General features: G+C 70.1%; 22 protein-coding genes and 1 pseudogene. 16 read left to right on the forward strand and 7 right to left on the reverse strand.

Translation table 11 applies throughout. The features are described from left to right. The 8 genes and pseudogenes from G3I19_RS05240 to G3I19_RS05275 form a co-directional block, all read left to right on the forward strand. Positions 1–503, forward strand: a pseudogene (locus tag G3I19_RS05240) (histidine kinase); the annotation flags it as partial. A gap of 9 nt (positions 504–512) precedes the next feature. Further along, a complete protein-coding gene (locus G3I19_RS05245; protein ID WP_164260060.1) occupies positions 513–926 on the forward strand; it encodes a roadblock/LC7 domain-containing protein in 414 nt (137 codons plus the stop codon). A gap of 117 nt (positions 927–1,043) precedes the next feature. Next, positions 1,044–1,451 carry a DUF742 domain-containing protein gene (locus tag G3I19_RS05250; RefSeq protein ID WP_164259976.1) on the forward strand — a complete coding sequence of 136 codons (408 nt, stop codon included), beginning with the start codon at positions 1,044–1,046 and terminating at the stop codon, positions 1,449–1,451. Beyond that, positions 1,432–2,013 carry an ATP/GTP-binding protein gene (locus G3I19_RS05255; RefSeq protein ID WP_164259978.1) on the forward strand — a complete coding sequence of 194 codons (582 nt, stop codon included), beginning with the start codon at positions 1,432–1,434 and terminating at the stop codon, positions 2,011–2,013. The genes G3I19_RS05250 and G3I19_RS05255 overlap by 20 nt, the downstream gene beginning before the upstream one ends. A 367-nt stretch (positions 2,014–2,380) precedes the next feature. Continuing rightward, on the forward strand, positions 2,381–5,605 hold the full coding sequence (locus G3I19_RS05260; protein ID WP_164259980.1) for a nitrate- and nitrite sensing domain-containing protein: 3,225 nt from the start codon (positions 2,381–2,383) through the stop codon (positions 5,603–5,605). 10 nt (positions 5,606–5,615) lie between these two features. Then, positions 5,616–6,029, forward strand: coding sequence for a roadblock/LC7 domain-containing protein (locus tag G3I19_RS05265; protein ID WP_164260062.1), 414 nt, complete (start codon positions 5,616–5,618; stop codon positions 6,027–6,029). A gap of 89 nt (positions 6,030–6,118) precedes the next feature. Next, the gene (locus G3I19_RS05270; RefSeq protein ID WP_164259982.1) at positions 6,119–6,676 is read left to right on the forward strand and encodes a DUF742 domain-containing protein; all 558 of its coding nucleotides are present in this window, start codon (positions 6,119–6,121) and stop codon (positions 6,674–6,676) included. Further along, complete coding sequence (locus G3I19_RS05275; protein ID WP_164259984.1) at positions 6,657–7,238, forward strand: ATP/GTP-binding protein; 582 nt, start codon at positions 6,657–6,659, stop codon at positions 7,236–7,238. Before G3I19_RS05270 ends, G3I19_RS05275 begins: the two co-directional genes overlap by 20 nt. A gap of 135 nt (positions 7,239–7,373) precedes the next feature. Here G3I19_RS05275 and G3I19_RS05280 read toward each other — a convergent pair whose 3' ends face one another. From G3I19_RS05280 to G3I19_RS05295, 4 genes are all read right to left on the reverse strand, one after another. Beyond that, positions 7,374–7,577: an acyl-CoA carboxylase subunit epsilon gene (locus tag G3I19_RS05280; RefSeq protein ID WP_164259986.1), complete on the reverse strand. Its 204-nt coding sequence runs from the start codon at positions 7,575–7,577 to the stop codon at positions 7,374–7,376. A gap of 65 nt (positions 7,578–7,642) precedes the next feature. Beyond that, positions 7,643–9,226, reverse strand: coding sequence for an acyl-CoA carboxylase subunit beta (locus G3I19_RS05285; protein ID WP_164259988.1), 1,584 nt, complete (start codon positions 9,224–9,226; stop codon positions 7,643–7,645). A 223-nt stretch (positions 9,227–9,449) separates the two neighbouring features. Continuing rightward, a complete protein-coding gene (locus tag G3I19_RS05290; protein ID WP_343234988.1) occupies positions 9,450–11,786 on the reverse strand; it encodes a polysaccharide lyase 8 family protein in 2,337 nt (778 codons plus the stop codon). A 257-nt stretch (positions 11,787–12,043) separates the two neighbouring features. After that, complete coding sequence (locus G3I19_RS05295; RefSeq protein WP_164259992.1) at positions 12,044–12,562, reverse strand: hypothetical protein; 519 nt, start codon at positions 12,560–12,562, stop codon at positions 12,044–12,046. 313 nt (positions 12,563–12,875) lie between these two features. Between G3I19_RS05295 and G3I19_RS05300 the strand changes: the two genes are divergently transcribed. Continuing rightward, on the forward strand, positions 12,876–13,484 hold the full coding sequence (locus G3I19_RS05300) for a YceI family protein (RefSeq protein ID WP_164259994.1): 609 nt from the start codon (positions 12,876–12,878) through the stop codon (positions 13,482–13,484). Between the two features lie 130 nt (positions 13,485–13,614). On the opposite strand, the gene G3I19_RS05305 is transcribed toward G3I19_RS05300, so the two are convergent. After that, complete coding sequence (locus G3I19_RS05305) at positions 13,615–14,466, reverse strand: helix-turn-helix transcriptional regulator (RefSeq protein WP_164259997.1); 852 nt, start codon at positions 14,464–14,466, stop codon at positions 13,615–13,617. Positions 14,467–14,552: 86 nt separating this feature from the next. Between G3I19_RS05305 and G3I19_RS05310 the strand changes: the two genes are divergently transcribed. Then, the gene (locus G3I19_RS05310; RefSeq protein ID WP_164259999.1) at positions 14,553–15,335 is read left to right on the forward strand and encodes an SDR family oxidoreductase; all 783 of its coding nucleotides are present in this window, start codon (positions 14,553–14,555) and stop codon (positions 15,333–15,335) included. Positions 15,336–15,496: 161 nt separating this feature from the next. Here the strand turns inward: G3I19_RS05310 and G3I19_RS05315 are convergent, their stop codons facing one another. Further along, on the reverse strand, positions 15,497–16,210 hold the full coding sequence (locus G3I19_RS05315; protein ID WP_164260000.1) for a TetR/AcrR family transcriptional regulator: 714 nt from the start codon (positions 16,208–16,210) through the stop codon (positions 15,497–15,499). 105 nt (positions 16,211–16,315) lie between these two features. Here G3I19_RS05315 and G3I19_RS05320 point away from each other — a divergent pair, with 105 nt between their 5' ends. From G3I19_RS05320 to G3I19_RS05330, 3 genes are all read left to right on the forward strand, one after another. Beyond that, positions 16,316–17,056: an SDR family oxidoreductase gene (locus G3I19_RS05320; RefSeq protein WP_203599200.1), complete on the forward strand. Its 741-nt coding sequence runs from the start codon at positions 16,316–16,318 to the stop codon at positions 17,054–17,056. Positions 17,057–17,142: 86 nt separating this feature from the next. Then, on the forward strand, positions 17,143–17,349 hold the full coding sequence (locus G3I19_RS05325; protein WP_164260002.1) for a 4-oxalocrotonate tautomerase family protein: 207 nt from the start codon (positions 17,143–17,145) through the stop codon (positions 17,347–17,349). A gap of 111 nt (positions 17,350–17,460) precedes the next feature. After that, positions 17,461–17,883: an STAS domain-containing protein gene (locus G3I19_RS05330; RefSeq protein WP_164260004.1), complete on the forward strand. Its 423-nt coding sequence runs from the start codon at positions 17,461–17,463 to the stop codon at positions 17,881–17,883. 69 nt (positions 17,884–17,952) lie between these two features. On the opposite strand, the gene G3I19_RS05335 is transcribed toward G3I19_RS05330, so the two are convergent. Next, positions 17,953–18,519 (reverse strand): TetR/AcrR family transcriptional regulator, encoded by a 567-nt coding sequence (locus G3I19_RS05335; RefSeq protein ID WP_343234989.1) that lies wholly within the window; start codon positions 18,517–18,519, stop codon positions 17,953–17,955. Positions 18,520–18,610: 91 nt separating this feature from the next. On the opposite strand from G3I19_RS05335, the gene G3I19_RS05340 reads away from it, so the two are divergent. From G3I19_RS05340 to G3I19_RS05350, 3 genes are all read left to right on the forward strand, one after another. Beyond that, positions 18,611–19,660, forward strand: coding sequence for a zinc-binding dehydrogenase (locus G3I19_RS05340; protein ID WP_164260008.1), 1,050 nt, complete (start codon positions 18,611–18,613; stop codon positions 19,658–19,660). A 59-nt stretch (positions 19,661–19,719) separates the two neighbouring features. Beyond that, positions 19,720–20,307, forward strand: coding sequence for an N-acetyltransferase (locus G3I19_RS05345; protein WP_164260010.1), 588 nt, complete (start codon positions 19,720–19,722; stop codon positions 20,305–20,307). Between the two features lie 206 nt (positions 20,308–20,513). Then, complete coding sequence (locus G3I19_RS05350; RefSeq protein ID WP_203599201.1) at positions 20,514–21,299, forward strand: hypothetical protein; 786 nt, start codon at positions 20,514–20,516, stop codon at positions 21,297–21,299. The last annotated feature ends 42 nt before the right edge of the window (positions 21,300–21,341 follow it).

A 21,341-nucleotide genomic window follows, 5' to 3' on the forward strand; every position in this document is an offset into this window, starting at 1 on the left:
CGCCCGCGCCGCAGAGCCTGCCCGCGCAGCCGCAGTACGACGCGCTGCCCCCGGCCGCCGACCCGGGCGACGGGCGCACCCCGCTCTACGACACCCTGGAGACCAACTGGTTCCACGGCCCGCAGTCCGGGAGGACCGCGGAGCCGCAGCAACCGGACGCTCCCCAGCAGCCCGAGCCGGCCGCTCCCGCGGCGCCGACCCGCGACCCCATGGCCCAGACTGCCCCCGGCAGCAACTGGCGGGCATCGCCCAACGACGAACTCGTACGGCAGGCCGAGCGGGCGAAGAAGCCCGCTGCCGGTGGTGTCACCACATCCGGTCTGCCCCGACGCGTACCGCGTGCCAATCTGGTGCCCGGCACCGCACAGCAGCAGGCCCACCAGGCCGGTCCGCAGGTTTCGCGTGCACCCGACGACGTACGCGGCCGGCTGACCAATCTCCGGCGTGGCATCCAACAGGGTCGCCAGGCCGGAACCGGCCCCTCTCACCAGCAGGAGCACTAGTTGAGTCCGATGAGCCAGGCGGCGCAGAATCTGAACTGGTTGATCACGAACTTCGTGGACAACACCCCAGGGGTGTCCCACACAGTGGTGGTCTCCGCCGACGGACTTCTGCTGGCCATGTCCGAAGGTTTCCCGCGCGACCGTGCCGATCAGCTGGCGGCCGTCGCCTCCGGGCTGACCTCCCTCACCGCGGGTGCCTCCCGGATCTTCGAGGGCGGCGAAGTCGCCCAGACGGTGGTGGAGATGGAGCGGGGCTTCCTCTTCCTCATGTCGGTGTCGGACGGCTCGTCGCTGGCCGTGCTCTCCCACCCGGACTGCGACATCGGCCTGGTCGGATACGAGATGGCTCTGCTCGTCGACCGTGCGGGCAGCGTCCTCACCCCGGACCTGCGCGCCGAACTCCAGGGGAGCCTGCTCCACTAGACAAGCCCCCCACAGGTTCAGCCCGTACGTTCATCACCAACCGTCCGGCCGCATCCCGCCCCCCACCGGCCACATCAGACGGCACTCCGACCAACTGCTGTCACGCCCGGAGGATCCATGACCCCGCCCCCCGCCTCGCACGATCCGTACGGCGTGCTGCACGACGCGTCGTACGACAGTGAGGGCGACCAGCCACTGGTACGTCCGTACGCCATGACCGGCGGCCGGACCAGGCCGCGTTACCAGCTCGCCATCGAGGCGCTGGTGAGCACCACGGCCGACCCGGTGCACCTCGCGGGCCTGCTCCCCGAGCACCAGCGGATATGCCACCTGTGCCGTGAGGTCAAGTCGGTGGCCGAGGTGTCGGCGCTGCTCTCGATGCCGCTGGGTGTGGCCCGGATCCTCGTGGCCGACCTGGCGGAGGCCGGCATGGTGGCCATCCACCAGCCGGGCAACGGAGAGGCCGGCGGCACGCCGGACGTGACACTGCTCGAAAGGGTGCTCAGTGGACTTCGCAAGCTCTAGCGGCGGGGCGGCCAGATCGACCACCTCGGCGAAGATCGTGGTGGCGGGGGGCTTCGGCGTGGGCAAGACCACGTTCGTCGGCGCCGTCTCGGAGATCAACCCGCTGCGTACCGAGGCAGTCATGACGTCCGCTTCAGCGGGCATCGACGACCTCACACACACCGGGGACAAGACCACCACCACGGTGGCCATGGACTTCGGACGCATCACCCTGGACCAGGACCTGATCCTCTACCTGTTCGGCACCCCCGGACAGGACCGCTTCTGGTTCATGTGGGACGACCTCGTACGCGGCGCCATCGGCGCCGTCGTCCTGGTCGACACCCGCAGGCTGTCGGACTGCTTCCCGGCGGTGGACTACTTCGAGAACTCGGGACTCCCCTTCGTCATCGCCCTCAACGGCTTCGACGGACACCAGCCCTACACCCCCGACGAAGTACGCGAAGCCCTCCAGATCGGCCCCGACACCCCCATCCTCACCACCGACGCACGCCACCGCGCGGACGCCAAGAGCGGACTCATCACGCTCGTCGAGCACGCGCTGATGGCACGTCTCAAGTAGTCGTCCCACTACGGCAGTTGTCGTAGCCCGTTCTGGGGCGGACTGTGGTCTTTGACACGATCCGCCCCCGTGTTCATAACGTTTCGACAGAGAATTCATCGACCGCGGACACCCGTTGCATCCGCCTGGTGCCGCTCCGCTCACATCAGTCCCTGCTTTTGGCGCGCCTCGCTCTTTTTGACCGTTTTATCTGAGGCATACGCCACTCGGAGCGGCGGGTTCCAGCTGTTTGGAGCCACGCCGCCCGACGTGCTGGAATTCGGCGAACTCCCGAGTAGGACCGGCAACGTTCGACGGCCGGTCCGAGTACGGCTCTGAACGATAGACGGCACACCGTGGGTGCCGACGCCGAGAGGTTGTTGGTCGAGTGAGGCGAAGCAGGAAGAGCTCCGCGGCGGAGCAGACGCGGGGGAACTTCACGCCGCCGCCGCAGTCGGCGACGTCTCCTGCCGGCCGCTCCGCAGCCGCCGGTGGCGGCAGCCGGCTGGCGCCGCGCAACTGGCGTGTGCCCACCAAGCTCAACGCCATTCTGCTGATCCCCGTGATCGTCGGTCTCGTCATGGGCGGATTCCAGGTCAAGAGTTCGATCACTACCTGGAATGACGCACAGGACGCCGAACGGGTTGCACTTGTCGTGCGATCGGCTTCGGCGTACAGCCAGGCACTGCTGGAGGAGCGCGACATCAGCGCGGAGCCGCTGCTGCAGAACAAGCGCACCGGCAACTTCAACGTCAAGGATGCCTACAGCCACACCGACGCCGCCGCGAAGTCCTTCGACACCGCGGTGAAGCAGCTGCCGAAGACCAAGGGCCTCCAGCGCCGCCTCCAGCTCTTCCGCGCCGATGAGCCCTCCCTCGCCACGCTGCGCAAGACCGCGTACGCCGAGGCGATGGACCCGGTGAAGACCGAAGAGGGCTACGTCAAGGTCCAGCACTCGCTGATGGAGTTCTCCAATGAACTCGGCCTCGGCACCGGCAACATCACCAGCTACGGCCGCACGGTCTACGCGATCCAGCTGGCCCAGGCAGCAGAATCGCTTCAGCGCTCCATCGGCACACATCTGCTGGTACGCCCGAGCCAGGACCCCACGACCTTCCAGGCGCAGGTCGTCGCGTTCAACTCGTACAACTACCTGGAGCAGATCGCCCTCCAGGAGTACGTCTCCGGCGGCACCGACGCGGACGCGGCCGCGCTGAAGAAGGAAATGGCCGCCCAGGCCGCCAGCGCCAGGAGCTATGTCTCCCGCGACAAGGAGACGGCCAAGGCGGACAAGAAGCGCTATGTGACCCCGCCGGCCAAGGGCGGGTCGATGTTCGACGGCATCGCGGCCGAGATCGGCAAGGGCCGGACGCCTGCGGCGCTGAAGGCCATGGGCATCGACTCCGAGTCCTGGTCCATCGCGGCCGGCACCAAGTTCAACGGCTACAGCACGGTCGAGAACCACCTGATCGACAAGGCGGTCGGGGACGCGGCGGCCATCTCGCACAACGCCAGGAACGACGCCATCACCAACGGCGCCGTGGTCCTCGTGGCCCTGCTCATCGCCTTCATCCTGGCCGGGATGATGGCCCGCCAGATGAGCCGGGCGATGCGCCGGCTGCGCACCGCCGCCTTCGGGGTGGCCGAGCAGCGGCTGCCGATGCTCGTGGACCAGCTCTCGCGTACGGAGCCCGGCCGGGTGGACACCCGGGTCGAGCCCATCCCGATCCACACCCAGGACGAGATCGGCGAGGTGGCCCGCGCCTTCGACCAGGTGCACCGCGAGGCGGTCAGGCTGGCGTCCGAGCAGGCCATGCTGCGGGGCAACGTCAACGCGATCTTCACCAACCTCTCGCGGCGCAACCAGTCGCTCATCGAGGGCCAGCTGACGCTGATCACCGACCTGGAGAACAACGAGGCCGAGCCCGAGCAGCTGGAGAGCCTCTTCAAGCTCGACCACCTCGCGACCCGGATGCGCCGCAACGGCGAGAACCTGCTCGTGCTGGCGGGCGAGGAACCGGGCCGGCGCTGGAACCAGCCGGTCCCGCTGGTCGATGTGCTCAGGGCCGCCTCGTCCGAGGTGGAGTCGTACGAGCGCATCGAGCTGACCGGGGTGCCCGAGACCGACATCCACGGGCAGTCCGTCACCGACCTGGTGCATCTGCTCGCCGAGCTGCTGGAGAACGCGACGACGTTCTCCTCGCCGCAGACCAAGGTGCGCGTCACGGCGACCCGGCTGCCGGACGGCCGGGTGATGATCGAGATCCACGACAAGGGCATCGGCCTGACCGCCGAGGACTTCGCGGACATCAACCACAAGCTGGCCAACCCGCCGACCGTGGACGCGGCGATCTCGCAGCGCATGGGGCTGTTCGTGGTCGGCCGCCTCGCCGACCGGCACGGCGTACGCGTCCAGCTGCGGCCGTCGGGTGAGCAGGCGGGCACCACGTCGCTGGTCATGCTCCCGGACGCGATCACGCACGGCGGTGGCGGCGACCAGCTGCCCGCCGACGACTTCAGCGTCTCCTCGATCATCCCGGAGCAGCAGCCGCGGGAGCAGCAGTCCTTCCCGCAGACCCCGCAGCGGACGGCCGCCGAACTCGGCTTCGACGACACCCGTTACGGCGAGAGCGAGCCGCGCCGTCTCGACCCGGTGAACCGCTCGCTGATGCGTGACGACCGCCGTGCGGCGCTCGACGGCACGCACCACGACGACGGCAGGCCGCTGTTCCGCGACGAGGCGCCGGCGCAGCGTCAGCATCAGGCGCCGGGCCAGCAGTACCCGCAGCAGGAGTATTCCGGGCAGCAGCAGGACAACGGCTACGCGCAGTACGGCCAGGAGCCGCAGCAGACGTCGTACGACCAGAACGGCTACGCGGCGCACGGAGCTCAGGACGGCTACCGGGACGGGGCCCGCCCGGCCTCCGGCCACCCGGTGTCCGACGGCCGTCAGCAGGGGTACGACAGCGCGTTCGACGCTTCCGGCCGGCAGGAAGAGTGGGCAGGTCAGGCCACGTACCAGGACGGTTTCCGGACGGCTTACCAGCCGGCGGCGGAATCTGCACAGGGCGCTCCCGCAGCAGCTCCCGAACGCGTAGGCTTCGACCGTCCGGGACCGTCTCCGAGCACCTCACACGAACTGACCGATGCCGGCCTTCCCCGCCGCGGCGGTCCGCAGCAGGCCCCGAAGCCGGCCCCCGGAGCACATCAGTCCGGTCAGCAGAATTCCGGTCAGCCCCAGGCCGGACAGCAGAATCCTGAGGAGCAGAACGACGGGGAAGAGAGCGGGGACAGCAACCTCCTGCCGGACGACTGGCGTTCGTCGAACGACGAGCGCTGGCAGCGGGCGGAAGGGCTGCGCGAGCCGAAGGCCGGCGGGGTCACTCCCTCCGGTCTCCCCCGGCGGGTGCCCAAGGCCAACCTGGTCGAGGGCAAGGCCGAGCAGACCCCGCAGGGCGGCCCCCAGGTCTCCCGTGCACCCGAGGACGTCGGGGTCAGGTTGAGCAACCTGCGCCGCGGAGTCCTGCGGGGGCGCAACGAAGGTAGTGACACGAACAGTCAGGCCACCGGGAACCACGGCGGTCCTGACAGCACCTACAACCAGGAGCGTTAGTGTGAGCCCGATGAGCCAGGCGGCGCAGAACCTGAACTGGTTGATCACCAACTTCGTGGACAACACCCCCGGGGTGTCCCACACAGTGGTGGTCTCCGCCGACGGACTCCTTCTGGCGATGTCCGAGGGTTTCCCGCGTGACCGTGCCGACCAGCTGGCGGCCGTAGCTTCCGGGCTGACCTCGCTCACCGCGGGGGCGTCCCGGATCTTCGAGGGCGGTCATGTCAACCAGACCGTCGTGGAGATGGAGCGCGGCTTCCTCTTCATCATGTCCGTCTCGGACGGTTCCTCGCTGGCCGTCCTCGCTCACCCCGAGGCCGATATCGGTCTGGTGGGGTACGAGATGGCTCTTCTGGTGGACCGCGCGGGCAGCGTCCTGACCCCGGATCTCCGTGCCGAACTGCAGGGCAGTCTTCTCAACTAGCAAACAGACAGTGCGTTTCTCGCCACCGCGCCATAAGGTGCGGTGGCGCGGCTCCACAGGAACAGCGACGGGCAGTCGGAGGAGGAAACGTGGCAACACCCCCAGGCGGTCACCCTTACTACGGTGGTCAGCAGGTTCCGGGCGAGTTCGACCAGAACCGTTTCGACTTTCCCTCCACGCCCGGCAGACACGGCAGGCAGCCCCACCAGCAGCCGCAGCCCCCGTCGCCGTACGACGAGCCGCCGCGCATCCAGCCGGTGCAGCCGCACTGGAAGCCGAAGGCCGACCCGGCTCCGGCTCAGGACCGCAATCCCCTCGTACGCCCGTACGCCATGACCGGCGGCCGGACCAGGCCGCGTTACCAGCTCGCCATCGAGGCGCTGGTCAGTACGACGGCAGAACCGTCACAGCTGCAAGGGCAGTTGCCCGAGCACCAGCGGATCTGCCGGCTCTGTGTCGAGATCAAGTCTGTTGCCGAGATCTCGGCACTCCTTACGATTCCTCTCGGCGTCGCCCGGATCCTCGTCGCCGATCTGGCGGAGGCCGGGCTTGTCGCCATTCATCAGCCCGGCGGCGACGATGCCGCCGGCGGCCAGCCAGACGTGACACTGCTCGAAAGGGTGCTCAGTGGACTTCGCAAGCTCTAGCGGCGGTGCAGCCCGCTCCACTACCTCCGCGAAGATCGTGGTGGCAGGGGGCTTCGGCGTGGGCAAGACCACGTTCGTCGGCGCCGTCTCGGAGATCAACCCGCTGCGTACCGAGGCAGTCATGACGTCCGCTTCAGCGGGCATCGACGACCTCACACACACCGGGGACAAGACCACCACCACGGTGGCCATGGACTTCGGACGCATCACCCTGGACCAGGACCTGATCCTCTACCTGTTCGGCACCCCCGGACAGGACCGCTTCTGGTTCATGTGGGACGACCTCGTACGCGGCGCCATCGGCGCCGTCGTCCTGGTCGACACCCGCAGGCTGTCGGACTGCTTCCCGGCGGTGGACTACTTCGAGAACTCGGGACTCCCCTTCGTCATCGCCCTCAACGGCTTCGACGGACACCAGCCCTACACCCCCGACGAAGTACGCGAAGCCCTCCAGATCGGCCCCGACACCCCCATCCTCACCACCGACGCACGCCACCGCGCGGACGCCAAGAGCGCACTGATCACGCTCGTCGAGCACGCGCTGATGGCACGTCTGCGTTAGGGGCTGTCCGGCGGACCAGGCCGGTTCTCCGGCGTACGGCGAAAGGCCCGCACCCTCCGGAGAGGGTGCGGGCCTTTCGCTGTGCTGTGCGGGATGCCGCGGCGAGGCCGCAGGCGGGGCCTGGGGCCCTTCGGTTCAGCCCTGCCAGGAGTGCGGGGCCCGGAAGCCCGGGGTGCGCTCCAGGCGGCGCCAGCCGGCCGTGGAGCGGGGTGTGTGCGCCGGTGCGTCGGGCTGGTTGCCGGCGCGGGCCAGCAGGATCGCGGTGATCGCGGCCAGTTCCTCCGGCTCCGCGTGCCCCTTCTCGACGCGGAGCAGCGATGCGGCGGTGGGAGTGCTCAAGGTCTTTTCCCTTACTGAGACGTGCTCGGAGATGTGCCGGGAGTCGTACGCGGACGTGCTGCGGCTCACTGCGGCGGGTTGCCGTGCTTGCGCGAGGGCAGGTCGGCGTGTTTCGTGCGCAGCATCGCCAGTGACGCGATGAGGACCTCGCGGGTTTCGGCCGGGTCGATGACGTCGTCCACGAGTCCGCGTTCGGCCGCGTAGTAGGGGTGCATCAGTTCGGCCTTGTACTCCTTGACCATGCGGGCGCGCATGGCGTCGGGGTCCTCGGCCTCGGCGATCTGCTTGCGGAAGATGACGTTGGCCGCGCCTTCGGCGCCCATCACCGCGATCTCGTTGGTGGGCCAGGCGTAGGTGAGGTCGGCGCCGATGGACTGGGAGTCCATGACGATGTAGGCGCCGCCGTAGGCCTTGCGCAGGATCAGCGAGATCCGCGGCACGGTCGCGTTGCAGTACGCGTACAGCAGCTTCGCGCCGTGCCGGATGATCCCGCCGTGCTCCTGGTCCACGCCCGGCAGGAACCCGGGCACGTCGAGGAGCGTGATGATGGGGATGTTGAACGCGTCGCACATCTGGACGAAGCGGGCCGCCTTCTCGGACGCCTCGATGTCCAGGACGCCCGCCAGGGCCTGCGGCTGGTTCGCCACGATGCCGACGACCTGGCCGTCCATCCGGGCCAGGGCGCAGATGATGTTGCGCGCCCAGCGCTCGTGGATCTCCAGGAAGTCGCCGTCGTCGACGAGCTCCTCGATGACCTGGTGCATGTCGTAGGGGCGGTTGCCGTCCGCGGGAACCAGGTCGAGAAGCGCGTCGGAGCGACGCTCCGCCGGGTCGTCGCTGGGGTGCGAGGGCGGGTTCTCCCGGTTGTTCGACGGCAGCATCGAGATGAGGTAGCGGACCTCGGCGATGCAGGTCTCCTCGTCGTCGTACGCGAAGTGCGCGACGCCCGAGGTCTCGGCGTGCACATCGGCGCCGCCGAGCCCGTTCTGGGTGATCTCCTCACCCGTCACCGCGCGGACCACGTCCGGGCCTGTAATGAACATCTGCGAGGTCTCGCGGACCATGAACACGAAGTCGGTGAGCGCCGGGGAGTAGGCGGCGCCGCCCGCGCACGGGCCGAGCATCACGCTGATCTGCGGGATGACGCCGGAGGCGTGGGTGTTGCGCTGGAAGATGCCGCCGTATCCGGCGAGCGCCGAGACGCCCTCCTGGATGCGGGCTCCGGCGCCGTCGTTCAGCGACACCAGCGGGGCACCCGCCGAGATCGCCATGTCCATGATCTTGTGGATCTTCGTGGCGTGGGCCTCGCCCAGGGCGCCGCCGAAGATCCGGAAGTCGTGCGCGTAGACGAAGACCGTACGGCCCTCGACCGTGCCCCAGCCGGTGATCACACCGTCGGTGTACGGCTTCTTCTCCTCCAGGCCGAACCCGGTCGCCCGGTGCCGGCGCAACTGCTCGACCTCCTTGAACGAGCCCGGGTCCACCAGCAGCTCGATGCGCTCGCGCGCGGTCAGCTTGCCCTTCGCGTGCTGGGCCTCGGTCGCTCGCTCACTGGGCCCACGCCTGGCCTGCTCGCGCAGTGCCAGCAGCTCGGCCACCCGTCCACGTGCGTCGGTGGGCTCGCCCGTGGTCTCGTCCAAAACGGTCATGTTCCGACCCTACGAACTCCACCAAGAAAACGCGCAGTGCACTTCGCACAGTCTCCGGGCCAGTTTCCTGGTCGCCCTGGACAGAAGGGCCCGGCAGCGCAGCCGAAGTGCCAGTCCAGGACCACCCTGGGTTGTGGACTTCCCACAAGCACCTCGGGCGGCGCCCTGGCGGGGCGGGAGCGCGGCCGGGCCTGCGGCGCGGGGCCGGGCCGGTGGCGGGCGGTCAGCCGGTGACGACCTCGCAGGTGTGGGTGGCGCCCGCTGTGCCCGGGGTGACCCGCAGCCGCAGAGAGCGTCCGGCCGAGATCACCTGCACGGAGGGATCCGCGCCGGTCACCCGGCGTACCGGCTGCTTCCAGACGATCTCCACCGGCTTCCCGGTCCGCGGCGGCTCGCTGATGTGCAGGGTGGCGGTGCGCTGCTTGCGCCGCACCAGCACGCTCGCCGGGGCGGAGACGGTCAGCGGCCCCACCGTACCCGGCTGCCAGAAGTTCGCCGCGGTCAGTCCCAGCGAACGGACGGCGACGGCCTGCCGCGACGCCGTATTGGCCAGTACCTCCAGCCACCCGCGGTCGGCCGCACGGGCCGCGAGCGTACGGCGGGAGGCGCCGGGCATCAGCAGATACGCGTACGAGGCGTCCACCGGGTCCGTGCCGTGGTCGAGCCAGAGGGTCTGGAAGGTCCGGGTCTGCCGCTCGGTGGAGCTGGTGGTGTTGATGTCGTGCCAGGCCCCGGTGCGGGCCTCGCGCAGGGTGTGCAGGGCGCCGGTGCCGCCGGGGAAGACCCAGCCGCCGTGCCCGGCGAGGTGGGCCCAGCGCGGCCGGTGGCGGTCGTCCAGGGTGAACGCGCCCTTGGCGGCGGCCCCCAGGTTGCGGTTGTCGACCACCGTCTCGACCGGGACACCGTCGGTGGCGGTGATGCCCGCGCCCAGGCAGATCACCGTGTCCGCCACACAGAACCAGGACTTGTGGGCCTGGAGGGTGGAGAGGAGTCCCTTGACGTGCTGGCCGACGGCCGCGAACTCCCCGTCGCTCGCTCCGCCCACCCACTGGACGGCGGGCTTGGCCTCGCCCCACTCGCCGCCCGCATTGTCGGCAAGTCGCTTGGTCGACACGGTGGTTCCCGGCATCCGGTACGGGTCGACGGTCGGCCAGAACCAGTCCGTGTACTGGTCGTTCGCCTGCTGCCCCGGCCACCAGTAGAGCATTCCGGCGCCGGTGTGCCAGCCGTGCAGATTCTCGCCGTTGCCGCACTCGTAGTAGGAGATCCGCTCGGACGACATCGAGATGTTCGCCGCCCAGCCGGGGCGGCGGTGCACCGCGCGGTCCATCGAGGCGAAGAGCCGGTGGGCGACCGGTTCGGGGGCCGCGACCACCGGGGCGTCGGCGACCGCCCGGAGCCGGGCGAGGTCGGCGACGCCGAACTGCGGCGAGGTGAGCACAGGCGCCGTGGTGTCCCGCTCGATCCAGCCCTTGATCATCCCCTGCCAGCGCAGCCGCTCCGCGTCGGACGCACCGCCGGCTATCACCGCCATGGCGGCGATCAGCCCCTTGCCGTGGAAGTGGTCGCTGCGCATCACGTGCTGGTCGTCGGCGGCGAGGTAACCGCGGCTGACCGCACGGCCGTTGACACTGTCCATGGCCAGGCCGTTGTAGATGATGGGCGCGTAGGCGTGCTCGACGCTGTCCAGGATGATCTGCCGGTTGGGGTCGGTGACGTCCCAGGTGGAGCCCGCGAGCAGGGTGAAGAGCCGGCCGAGACCGTCCAGCATGACCTGGCCGTAGGTGCCCGAGTAGGCGATGGTCGTGTGCTGGATGAACGAGCCGTCGGGGTAGAGCCCGTCGCTCGCGGTGACGTACGGGAAGACGGGCGAGAGCGCGTCGCGGGCCAGCGCGATCTTCTCCGCGGAGCGGCCGTTCACTCCGCGCATGGCGACGGAGCGGCAGAGGTCGACCCGGTTGGCGCCGGTCGATGTGCCGGAGTAGTCGGCGAGCACCGAGTCGGGGATGAAGTGGTCGACAGCCGCGCAGGCGGCCTGGATCCGGGTGTCGGTGAGGTGGTCGTAGAGGGCCGCCACCAGGTCCATCAGCAGCCGGGGGCTGCCGATCTGCCACTCCCACCAGTTGCCGTAGACGGTCGTGGCGGGGTTGTAGATCTTCGCGGAGAGATGGTCGATACCGGTGATCACATCGGCGAGCAGCCCGGCGTCGCCGGTGAGCCCGGTGCCGTCCTGGAGGTACGCCTCGGTCATCGTCCACAGCCGGGTGTAGCTCTGGGTGATACCGGCCGGCGGGTCGAACGGGCTGTCCGGCCAGAGGGACTTGTCGGCCGGGGCCATCGACGCCCGGAACTGCGCGGCGAGTTGGCCGGTCGCCTTGAGCTGGGTCGCGTACGGCTCAGCGGTCGCGTCGTAGCCGGTGCCGAGCGCCAGATCCAGCCAGCGGCCGCGCAGCGTCGCGAACTCGTCGTCGGAGCCCGCACCGGCGGCGGTGGCCGTAGCCGTGGTCGCTGCCGTCCCGGTGGCGGACGGCGCCGACGGGGCGGCGTTCGCGTACGGCACGGCCGTCAGGCTGAGCGCACCTGCGCCCGCGGTGGCGAGAAAGGCTCGACGGGACCAAGGGGGCAGTGAGGGCACAGGAGACTCCCGGAGACAGGGGGCGTGGATCTGCTGACCGCTGGTGTAGCAGGGCCTCAACAGGCTGGGCAATGGTCTGGACAACATGAGCAGAAAGCGCTTGCTCCCGGATCATCCCGAACCGGGAGCAAGCGCTTTCTCAGGCTGTCGGCGGCACCCTTCGCCGCCTTCGCGGGCCGGACTCAGCAGCCGCCGCAGTTGTAGAAGGTGATGTCCCAGTGGCTGCCCTCGTCCGCGTAGACGTTGCCCGCGCCGGACTTCCACTGCGGGTAGCCGTCACCGCGCAGACCGATGTAGGTGAACGTGTTCTTGACGTAGTTCGTCAGACAGGTCGTCTTGCCGATGTCGAGCTTGTAGCCGTTCCAGTGCGAGTACGTACCCGAGGCGTGGCCCGTCTCGGTGCCTCCGGTGATGTTCACGGCGCAGCCGAGCGCGCCCCTGAGGGTCTGGGCGCCCTGCGCGGTGGCCAGGTTGAGCTGGTCGAAGGAGGTGCAGGTCGCGACGTTCCGGTCGGAACAGCCGCCGGACGACGACCAGGTGATACCGGACGAGCTGAACATGGAGGTGGCCGTCGCGTGGCTGATCTTCGTCGCGGCGGAGGCGTCGGTGGCGCCGCCGATGACGCCGACGCCCGGCGCGAAGAGCACGCCGAGGACGAGCGCGAGCGAGGCGAGCACCGGACGGACCGATGGAGTTCTCATGTGGGGGATTCCCTCCTGCTGGTGACCGTGATGAGCGTGATGACCGAGCCGGGCGTGCCGGCTGTGCCGGATGTGCCGACTGCGGTGTCTGTGGGCCGGCTGTGCAGGTGGAGCGGGACAGATAGTGCCGCAGTTCTACGCGCGTCCGCCAGAGGGCCGACGGCACACACCGCACACGACCGGGCGGAGGGACCGACAAGAATGTTGAATTTTGAACCAGGTGCCTCTACAGTGAATCTCGTTGAAGGTTAAACAACCTTGAATGCGCGCTGTGCCGCGATCCCGCACACCAGCACCCACCCGAGGAGGAGCCATGGCTCTGTTCACCCGCAAGTCCCCCGCTGCCCCGGTCACCACCGCCGCTCTCCCGGTGGACCCCGCCCTGGCCGCCCTGTCGGGCGACTACAGCATCGACCCGGCACACAGCGCCATCAGCTTCACCGTGCGCCACGCCATGGTGACCAACGTGCGCGGCTCCTTCGCCGAGCACGAGGGCACCCTGCACCTGGACGGCTCCGACCCGGCGAAGTCCACCGCGGCCATCGACATCCGGATCGAGAGCGTCGACACCGGCATCGCGGACCGCGACGGGCACCTGCGCGGCGGCGACTTCTTCGACGCCGAGCGGTTCCCGCACATGACGTTCCGCTCCACGCACGCCGAGCAGCTGGGCGGCGATACGTACCGCATCGTCGGCGACCTGACCATCAAGGACGTCACGAAGCCGCTCTCCATCGACCTGGAGTTCAACGGCTCGGCCACCGACGTCTACGGCAACCAGCGCGTCGGCTTCGAGGGCAGCGCCGAGATCCTGCGCTCCGACTGGGGCCTGACCTGGAACGCCGCGCTGGAGACCGGCGGCGTCATGGTCAGCGACAAGGTCAAGCTCGCCTTCGACATCTCGGCGATCAAGACCGCCTGATCACAGGGCCGTTGACGCCCCCCGCCCGCGCCGGTGCGCCGCGACCCGCTCCCGGGTGGCGCACCGGCGCGGGCGCGTTGGCGATGTGCACACCTACGGGTCGCCAGGGCGCCGGAAGCTGGGGGACTCGTCATAGCTGGTAGTCGATGACCTCGGTGCCCAGCACGTTCAGCAGGGCCAGCGCCTCGGCGTCGGGTGAGCCCAGCGGTGCGCTGTAGAGCACCAGACGCTGGTCACTGTCGGTGAGAGCGAGGTTGTCGCAGGTCACGGTGATCTCGCCGACGACGGGGTGGTGGAAGGTCTTGGTGAGCGTCGGGGCGGCCTTCACGTCGTGCCGCTCCCACAGCCGGGCGAAGTCCGGGCTGCCCTCACGGAGTTCATCGACCAGGCCGGTCACATCGGGGTCGGCCGGGTAACGGGCCGCGGTGGCGCGCAGCTCCCTCACGACGTTGTGGCGGAACTCTGAGGCGTCGGACACCCCGTACATGGTGTGGCCGGTCCCTCGCTTCCCGAGGAACGCGAGGCGGGCCAGGTTGCGTTCCTCGCGGGGGACGGCCGCGAAATCCTCCATGAGAGCCGCGGCGAGGCCGTTCCAGGCGAGCACCTCGAACGTGGCGGACACGACCAGACCCGCCGTCTGCGGCAGTCGCTCCAGGAGTGCGAGGATGCTCGGCCGGACTTCCCGCTGGTGCCGCCGGTCAGGGGTCCGCGCGGTGCCCGCGAGGACGTGGAGGTGGTCGGTCTCGCGGTCCGTGAGCCGCAGCGCACTCGCGATTCCGGCGAGGACCTCGCCCGACGGCCGGGGCGCGCGGCCCTGTTCCAGACGGATGTAGTACTCCGTGGAGATGTGCGCGAGGACCGCGGCTTCCTCACGGCGGAGCCCGGGGGTTCGCCGGCGCGGTCCGGAGGGGAGACCGACGTCCTGCGGTGCGAGCCGCTCGCGACGGCTGCGGAGGAACGCGCCCAGTTCCTGCTTGTCCATGCCTCCAGTGTGCACGGGGTACGGCGGCCCATCCTGGTACAGCTTGTGCCTGTATCCGGTCCGGCCGTCGGTCCAAGACTGTTGTCATGACGTACACCAAGGACTTCGACCCGATCGGCCTGCTCACCGGCAAGGTCGTCTTCATCACCGGCGCCAGCCGCGGCATCGGCGCCGCTGCGGCCAGGCTCTTCGCCCGCGAAGGGGCGGCCGTGGTCCTCGCGGCCCGTGGGACGAGCGCCCTCGACGAGATCGTCACCGGTATTCGTGCTGACGGCGGCGTCGCCCACGCCGTCCCCATGGACCTCGCCGACCGCGTGAGCATCCGCACGGCCGTCGACCGTGCCGAGGAGCTGCACGGAAAGCTGGACGGCGCCTTCAACAACGGTGCGACGGTCCAGCGTCCCGGCCCGCTCGACACGACCAGCGACGAAGACGTCGACGAGCAGTTCGCCGTGAACTTCCGCGCGCACTGGACGGCCATGAACGCGCAGGCGGCCCTCATGCGGCGTGGCGGCGGTGGCGCCATCGTCAACACATCGAGCATCGGTAGCCGCCGCGCGAATCCGGCCCTGCCGGCGTACGGCGCGATGAAGCGGGCGCTCAACAGTCTCACCGAGACCGCCGCGGTGAGCTGGGCTCGCGACGGTATCCGCGTCAACGGCATTACCCCGGGCGGCACCGACACCGAGATGATCGACGCGTGGGAGGCGTCGACTCCCGGCATCAAGGCGCAGGTGACCGCGTCGGTCCCGCTGGGGCGGATGGCGCAGCCGCGCGAGGTCGCGGAGGCCGCCGCGTGGCTGCTCAGCGACCGTGCCTCGATGGTGACCGGCGCGGTGCTTCCGGTGGACGGCGGGGCCGGCGCCTGAGGGCAGGGACCCCCGGGGCATGGCGCCGCAGCAGCCCGTTCGCGGCTGACGCGGCGGCGCCGTGGGCCGCGAAGACCTCGCCCAGCGCGCGGGCGGTGAGCTGGTCGCGGTCGGCCCGTTCTGACCCACAACCTCAGAGAACGCTCCCGCCTTCAGGGGCCTCAGCCGCCCTGCCGGGAGCCCGGCTCCGTGATGCGGGTGAGCCAGCGGAGCAGCAGGGCGGTCTCCGCGGCTTCGAGGGCCTCCGTACCGGTCAGCTCCAGCTGGGCCCGCATCCGCAGCGCGGCCGAGTACAGGGGGTCGCCCTCGTCCTGCCCGGCCGGCCGGGTGAGCACCCCGGAGAACACGGCATCGCGCATGAGATGCGAGACCGTCACGTCGTTGAACAGCTCCGGGACCGCGATGTGGTGGAGCGCGATGCCGACGTTCGCCGAGAGGATCAGCTCGGCGGCGGTCCTCGGTTCGACCTTGAGGGCCCCTATGGCCGCGCACCGGACGAGCGCGGCGACGAGCAGGTCGAACACCCGCTGCCTCGCGGTGGAGTGCGACCAGGGCCGGGGCGTGAACATCAGCTGGTAGAGCGCCGGGTTCTCCCGCGCGAAGGCCATGTGGCCGTCCCAGCCCGCCAGCAGGTCGGCCACCGGGGCGCCGGTCTGCTCCTGGGCGGCCTTGAGCGCGGCGTACCGCTCGTAGCCGTGGTCGGCCACCGCGTCGAGCAGTCCGCGCTTGTCGCCGAACAGCCGGTAGAGCACCGGCTGGGTGACGCCGACCGCCTCGCAGACCGCCCGGGTGGCCACGTCATGGTCCGAAGAGCCGGCCAGTTGCCGCAGGGCGGCCTCGGTCATCGCCGCGCGGATCGTCGCGTCCGTATCCATGAAATCCACGATACGCGATAGGGCTAGCGTCGATAAAGGGTCCGTGTTAGCTTCGGCTTATCGCCGATTTCGACAGTCGATATCGGCGATACGAAAGGAGGGGTCATGGTCATGCAAGAGCAGCGTGTCGCCGTGGTCACTGGTGGTTCCCGCGGTATCGGCCGGGCGACGGCGATCCTCCTCGGCGCCCGCGGCCATGCCGTCGCCGTGGGATTCTCCGGGTCGGCCGACGCCGCCCGCGAGGTGGTCGAGACCATCACAGCCGCCGGAGGCCGGGCCATGCCGGTGCAGGCCGACGTGGCCGACGAGAACGCGGTCGCGGCCGCGTTCGACACCGCGGAGAAGGAGTTCGGCGGCGTCGACGTCGTAGTGAACTCCGCGGGCCGGATGGGCCTTTCGCCCATCGCGGACCTCGATCTCAGCGTCCTGGACGACCTGTACCGCACCAACATCCGCGGCACCTTCGTCGTGGCCAGGGAGGCCGCGCGCCGCGTGCGTGACGGGGGCGCCATCGTCAACCTGTCCACATCGGTGCTGGGTCTGCAATTCCCCCAGTACGGCGCCTACGCCGCCAGCAAGGGCGCGGTCGAGGCGATGACGCTCATCCTCGCCCGTGAACTGAGGGGCCGCGACATCACGGTCAACGCGGTCGCCCCCGGCCCCACGGCCACCGAATTGTTCTTCGAGGGCAAGGACGAGGCCACGATCGAGCGCCTCGCCAAGCAGCCCCCGCTGGAGCGGCTCGGCACCCCCGAGGACATCGCCGAGGTCGTCACCTTCCTGGCCGGCCCCGCAGGGCACTGGGTCAACGGGCAGGTCCTGCGCGCCAACGGCGGGATCGCCTGACCCGTCGGCGGCCGCCCTCCGGGCCCGTCGTCGCCCTCACGCCTCCCCCGGCTTGTTCAACACCCCACCAGAGAGCAGGAATCACCATGCCTTTCGCCAACCTCAAGGTGCCCGCGGACACCCTGACGCAGGAGTCGAAGAAGAAGCTCATCGACGCCGTCACCGACGCCTACGCCGATGTCTACGGTGAGCGCGCCCGGGCCACCACCCTGGTGGTCATCGACGAAGTCCCCGACGGAGGCTGGGGTGTGGGCGGCACGGTCCTCACCGCCGAGATGCTCGGCAGGAGCTGACCACCCGCCGGCGGGGCGGGCGTCACAGCGTCCGCCCCGCCGCCCGAGGGGCCATCGAGGCACCGCCGGACGAGTCTCGCCAAGACAGGGCGATCATGCGATCATTGCCGCATGACAACTGTTAGCGTGCCTCCGGGCCAGGGTGGCCGGCCGAGGGATGTGTCCTGCTTCGAGGAGGGCGCCGTCACGGTGGTCGTACCGGTCGGAGACGTCGACATCGACGCGGCCCCACCGATCCGGGAGGCCCTCGCAGCCGCCTTCGACGCCCGGAGGCCGGTCGTTCTCGACCTCTCCCAGGTTACGTTCGCCGACTCCAGCGCGCTGAATCTGCTGCTCTGGGCCAACAGCAGCGGGGCGTTCTGCCTCGCGGGCCCGGTACAGCAGCAGGTGCAGCGCCTGTTCGACGTCACCGGCGTGAACGGGATCTTCAGCACAGCCGCCACCCGCGCCGAGGCCCTCCTGCTCGCGGCGCGGGCCGCCGCACCGGCGGACGAGAAGCGAGATGCCTCAGCGATCGATTCCGAGGGGCGCTGAACGGGGCCCACGCGGCAAAGCAACTTGTCGAAAACGCGCTCGGGAACGCGCCCGGGAACGCGCCCGGGATCAAAACACCTGGCGGCCGGGCGATGCACCGGCCCGGACCAGGGCCCGGGCCAGGCCGGTGGTCTCCGGAAGGGTGTCGAGCGACAGGGGCTGGGTGGCGACAGCGCCCTCATGCAGCACCAGGAGCCGGGTGGCGAGGGTCCCCGGGTGTGAGCAGCCCGCCGCGGTGGCGAGTTCCTCGAACAGGTTCAGCAGCCAGAGCTTCTGGTTCGCGGCGATGCGGTGGGCGGGATGCGAGGGGTCCGGGAGTTCGGCGAGTGCGTTGATGAAGGCGCAGCCGCGGCTGTTGGTTCTGCTCCAGGCCCGCAGCGCCTCGAAGGGGGCGGTGACCGCATCGGCGGGAGAGTCACATGCGTCGACGGCGGCACGGACGAGCGAGCGCCAGCGCTGGTCGCGGCCCGTGAGATAGGCCGCCACGAGGTGATCCTTCGAACCGAACTGGTTGTACAGGGTCCGCTTGGTCACCCCTGAGTGCTCAGCGATCAGGTCCACGCCGACCGCTGTGATCCCACGGTTGTAGAACAGTTCCTCCGCGGCCGCCACGATGCGGCGGCCGGCCGGTGTCACAGACCGCGCTTCCTGCACTGCGAGCCCCTTCACTGATCGGTGTACGGTGGAGATGTTCACAGATCAGTATACCCGCGAGGAGGTTCAAGCGATGAGTGCGCCCCAGTTCATGCGAGCGGTGCGGATCACAGGGCACGGAGGGCCGGAGGTTCTGGAGGCGGCGGAGGTCGCCGTCCCCGCGCCGCGAGCCGGAGAGGTACTGGTCCAGGTCAGCGCCGTGGCCCTGAACAACACCGACCTGTGGACCCGCGAGGGCGCCTACGGGCGTCCCGGAGACCCGGAGGCGAGGTCGGGCTGGCGCGGCCCGGTCGACTTCCCGCGGATCCAGGGCGCCGACGTGGCCGGCCGGGTCGTGGACGTCGGGACCGGAGTGGAGAGCGGCCTCGTCGGACGCCGGGTGGTCGTCGACCCCGCGATCTACGACAGTGAAGGGCCGGACGCCAACCCGGTCGGCCTGATGGGGAGCGAACGCGACGGCGGATACGCCGAGTACGTGACAGCGCCGGTGGAGCGCGTGCACGACGTGACGCGGTCCCCGCTCACGGACGACCAGCTCGCGGCGCTGCCGACCGCCTACGGCACGGCGCTGGGCATGATCGAACGCGGCCGGCTGCGGAAGGGCGAGACCGCCCTGGTCTCGGGGGCGTCCGGCGGCGTCGGCCTCGCGCTGGTGCAGATCGCCCGCGCGCGCGGCGCACGGGTGGTCGCCATCAGCAGCGGGTCCAAGCTCGACGCGGTGCGCGAAGCAGGCGCGCACGGAGTCGTCGACCGCGCGGGGGACGTCGCCGGGCAGCTCCGCACCGCCGCCCCCGAGGGCATCGACGTCGCGCTGGATGTCGTGGCAGGCGAGCTGGTGGGTGAGGGGCTGCCGCTGTTGCGCGAAGGGGGCCGGTGGGTCATCGCGGGCGCACTCGGCGGATACGGCGTGACCTTCGACGTACGCCGTCTCTACCTGCACAACGCCCAGGTCATCGGGTCGGCCATGCACACGCCCACCCACTTCGGACTCCTCATGGACCTGGCCCGCAGGGCCGAGGTCCAGCCCGTCGTCGCCGCGGCCTTCCCCCTGGAGCAGGCCGCCCGGGCGCAGGTGGAACTCTCCCGCAGGGGCCACGTGGGAAAGATCGTCATGCACCCCTGAGCCCCGTCCGGCGAAACACCGGAAGGACCGCGAGGAAACGACCTCCTAGGCTGCTGATCATGACTACGCCTACGACCAGCAGCGGGGCCTGCGAGCCCGTCATCCTCCTCGACGCGGCGGAGCTGGCGTCCGATCCGGACCTCGGGGCCCGGTTCGCGGAGTCGGCCCACCGGGTTCTGGCGGACCTGGTGCGGGGAGGCGCCGCGATCGGCTGGGTCGGACCTCCCTCGCACGACGAGGTGTCGGAACTCCTCGACCACGTGATCTCCGCGGCGCGCGCCGGGGACGGGGCCCTGCGCGCGGCGTACCTCGGCCGTCGGCTGGTCGGGCTGGGGTACTGGCTGCGCTACGCGCGGCCGACCCATCGCCCGCACGCCGATGTGGAGAAGATCGCGGTGGACGCAGCCGCCCACGGCCGCGGTATCGGCCGGGCGCTCACCACCGCCCTGATCGCCGACGCCCGCCGGGCCGGAATCGAGGTCCTCACCCTGGACGCCCGCGGTGACAACAGCACTGCCCAGCACCTCTACCGGTCGTTGGGCTTCAGCGAATACGGCCGTCTGCCCGGCTTCGTCGCCGTCGGCACCAGCCGCTACGACAAGGTCTGTTACCTGCTGGACCTTCGCCGCGTTCCCCAGGAGGGCTGACGCCCCTCCCCCGGGCGCCCCGTGCGCTCGACGCGGGCGGGGCCTCGCGTCGGCTGTTACCAAGTGCGGACAGAACCAGGCGAACAACTGCCGCCGGGGCCCCATCACACAGGGTGTAGCGAACGGGAGATCCGGACGGCCGCCCCACGGGGGCAGCCGGAGACCCCGGATCCGGATTCTGACCACAGCCCTTGGGGGGACTTTCCATGATCACCACTCACCGTGCACGCCGTACCGTACGTACCGCCCGTTCCGCCGGACTGGTGGCCGTCGCCGCCGCTGCCGCCTTCTCGCTGACCGCCTGCGGAAGCGGGGACAGCGACGCCTCAGGCCACGGCACGAACGACTCGGCCGCCTCCTCCGCGTCCCACTCCACCGGGAACGCCGGTGCGGCCGGCGGCTCCAAGGCTGATGCCTCGAAGCCCGATGCCTCGAAGCCCGGCGGCTCGCAGGACGGCGGCTCCAAGTCCGGCGATTCCCGGACCGGCAGTTCCTCCAGCGGTTCCCGGGCGGGCAGTTCGGAGGCCGGCGGCGACCAGAGCATCGCGGACAAGGCCGGGACGACGGCCGAGGCGGGGTCGTCCCCGGTCCACAACCGGACCCTGCCCGACGGCAGCACGGCCAGGATCTACCAGGTGGGTGCCCAGAAGTACCGCGCCGACATCGTCAGCCACGGTTCGGTTCTGGGCTCGATGGAGACCCACGACACCGACGCCGGGCTCGACTTCAACGACATGTTCATCGTGCTCGGGATCGACGGCTCGCTCCACTCCTGGATGGGCGGCGGACACCAGGGCCCCGGCACGTTCACCGTCGCGGGCGACTGGAAGGTCAAGATCACGAAGCCCGGCGAGAGCCACTACCGCGCCCAGATCATCGGGCATGACGGGGTGGCCGCCACCCTGGACGCCGACGAGCACGACGAGGGGCTCGACGCCAACGGCATCTACATGGTGCTCAGCGCCGGTGGTGTGCTCAGCGCCCACGCGTAGCCGTAACCGCCCGCCGGAGAACTGCCGGGGCGCGGCGCCGTG

Origin of the sequence: Streptomyces sp. SID10853, assembly GCF_010548145.1 — a bacterium.
GTDB lineage: Bacteria > Actinomycetota > Actinomycetes > Streptomycetales > Streptomycetaceae > Streptomyces.

Bases quoted from the DNA above. Each gene is read 5' to 3' on its own strand.
- G3I19_RS05305 (WP_164259997.1), bottom strand. From the start codon at position 14,466: ATGGACAAGCAGGAACTGGGCGCGTTCCTCCGCAGCCGTCGCGAGCGG.
- G3I19_RS05300 (WP_164259994.1), top strand. From the start codon at position 12,876: ATGGCTCTGTTCACCCGCAAGTCCCCCGCTGCCCCGGTCACCACCGCC.
- G3I19_RS05325 (WP_164260002.1), top strand. From the start codon at position 17,143: ATGCCTTTCGCCAACCTCAAGGTGCCCGCGGACACCCTGACGCAGGAG.
- G3I19_RS05315 (WP_164260000.1), bottom strand. From the start codon at position 16,210: ATGGATACGGACGCGACGATCCGCGCGGCGATGACCGAGGCCGCCCTG.
- G3I19_RS05320 (WP_203599200.1), top strand. From the start codon at position 16,316: ATGGTCATGCAAGAGCAGCGTGTCGCCGTGGTCACTGGTGGTTCCCGC.
- G3I19_RS05330 (WP_164260004.1), top strand. From the start codon at position 17,461: ATGACAACTGTTAGCGTGCCTCCGGGCCAGGGTGGCCGGCCGAGGGAT.
- G3I19_RS05265 (WP_164260062.1), top strand. From the start codon at position 5,616: ATGAGCCAGGCGGCGCAGAACCTGAACTGGTTGATCACCAACTTCGTG.
- G3I19_RS05245 (WP_164260060.1), top strand. From the start codon at position 513: ATGAGCCAGGCGGCGCAGAATCTGAACTGGTTGATCACGAACTTCGTG.
- G3I19_RS05310 (WP_164259999.1), top strand. From the start codon at position 14,553: ATGACGTACACCAAGGACTTCGACCCGATCGGCCTGCTCACCGGCAAG.
- G3I19_RS05250 (WP_164259976.1), top strand. From the start codon at position 1,044: ATGACCCCGCCCCCCGCCTCGCACGATCCGTACGGCGTGCTGCACGAC.
- G3I19_RS05345 (WP_164260010.1), top strand. From the start codon at position 19,720: ATGACTACGCCTACGACCAGCAGCGGGGCCTGCGAGCCCGTCATCCTC.
- G3I19_RS05295 (WP_164259992.1), bottom strand. From the start codon at position 12,562: ATGAGAACTCCATCGGTCCGTCCGGTGCTCGCCTCGCTCGCGCTCGTC.
- G3I19_RS05340 (WP_164260008.1), top strand. From the start codon at position 18,611: ATGAGTGCGCCCCAGTTCATGCGAGCGGTGCGGATCACAGGGCACGGA.
- G3I19_RS05285 (WP_164259988.1), bottom strand. From the start codon at position 9,226: ATGACCGTTTTGGACGAGACCACGGGCGAGCCCACCGACGCACGTGGA.
- G3I19_RS05350 (WP_203599201.1), top strand. From the start codon at position 20,514: ATGATCACCACTCACCGTGCACGCCGTACCGTACGTACCGCCCGTTCC.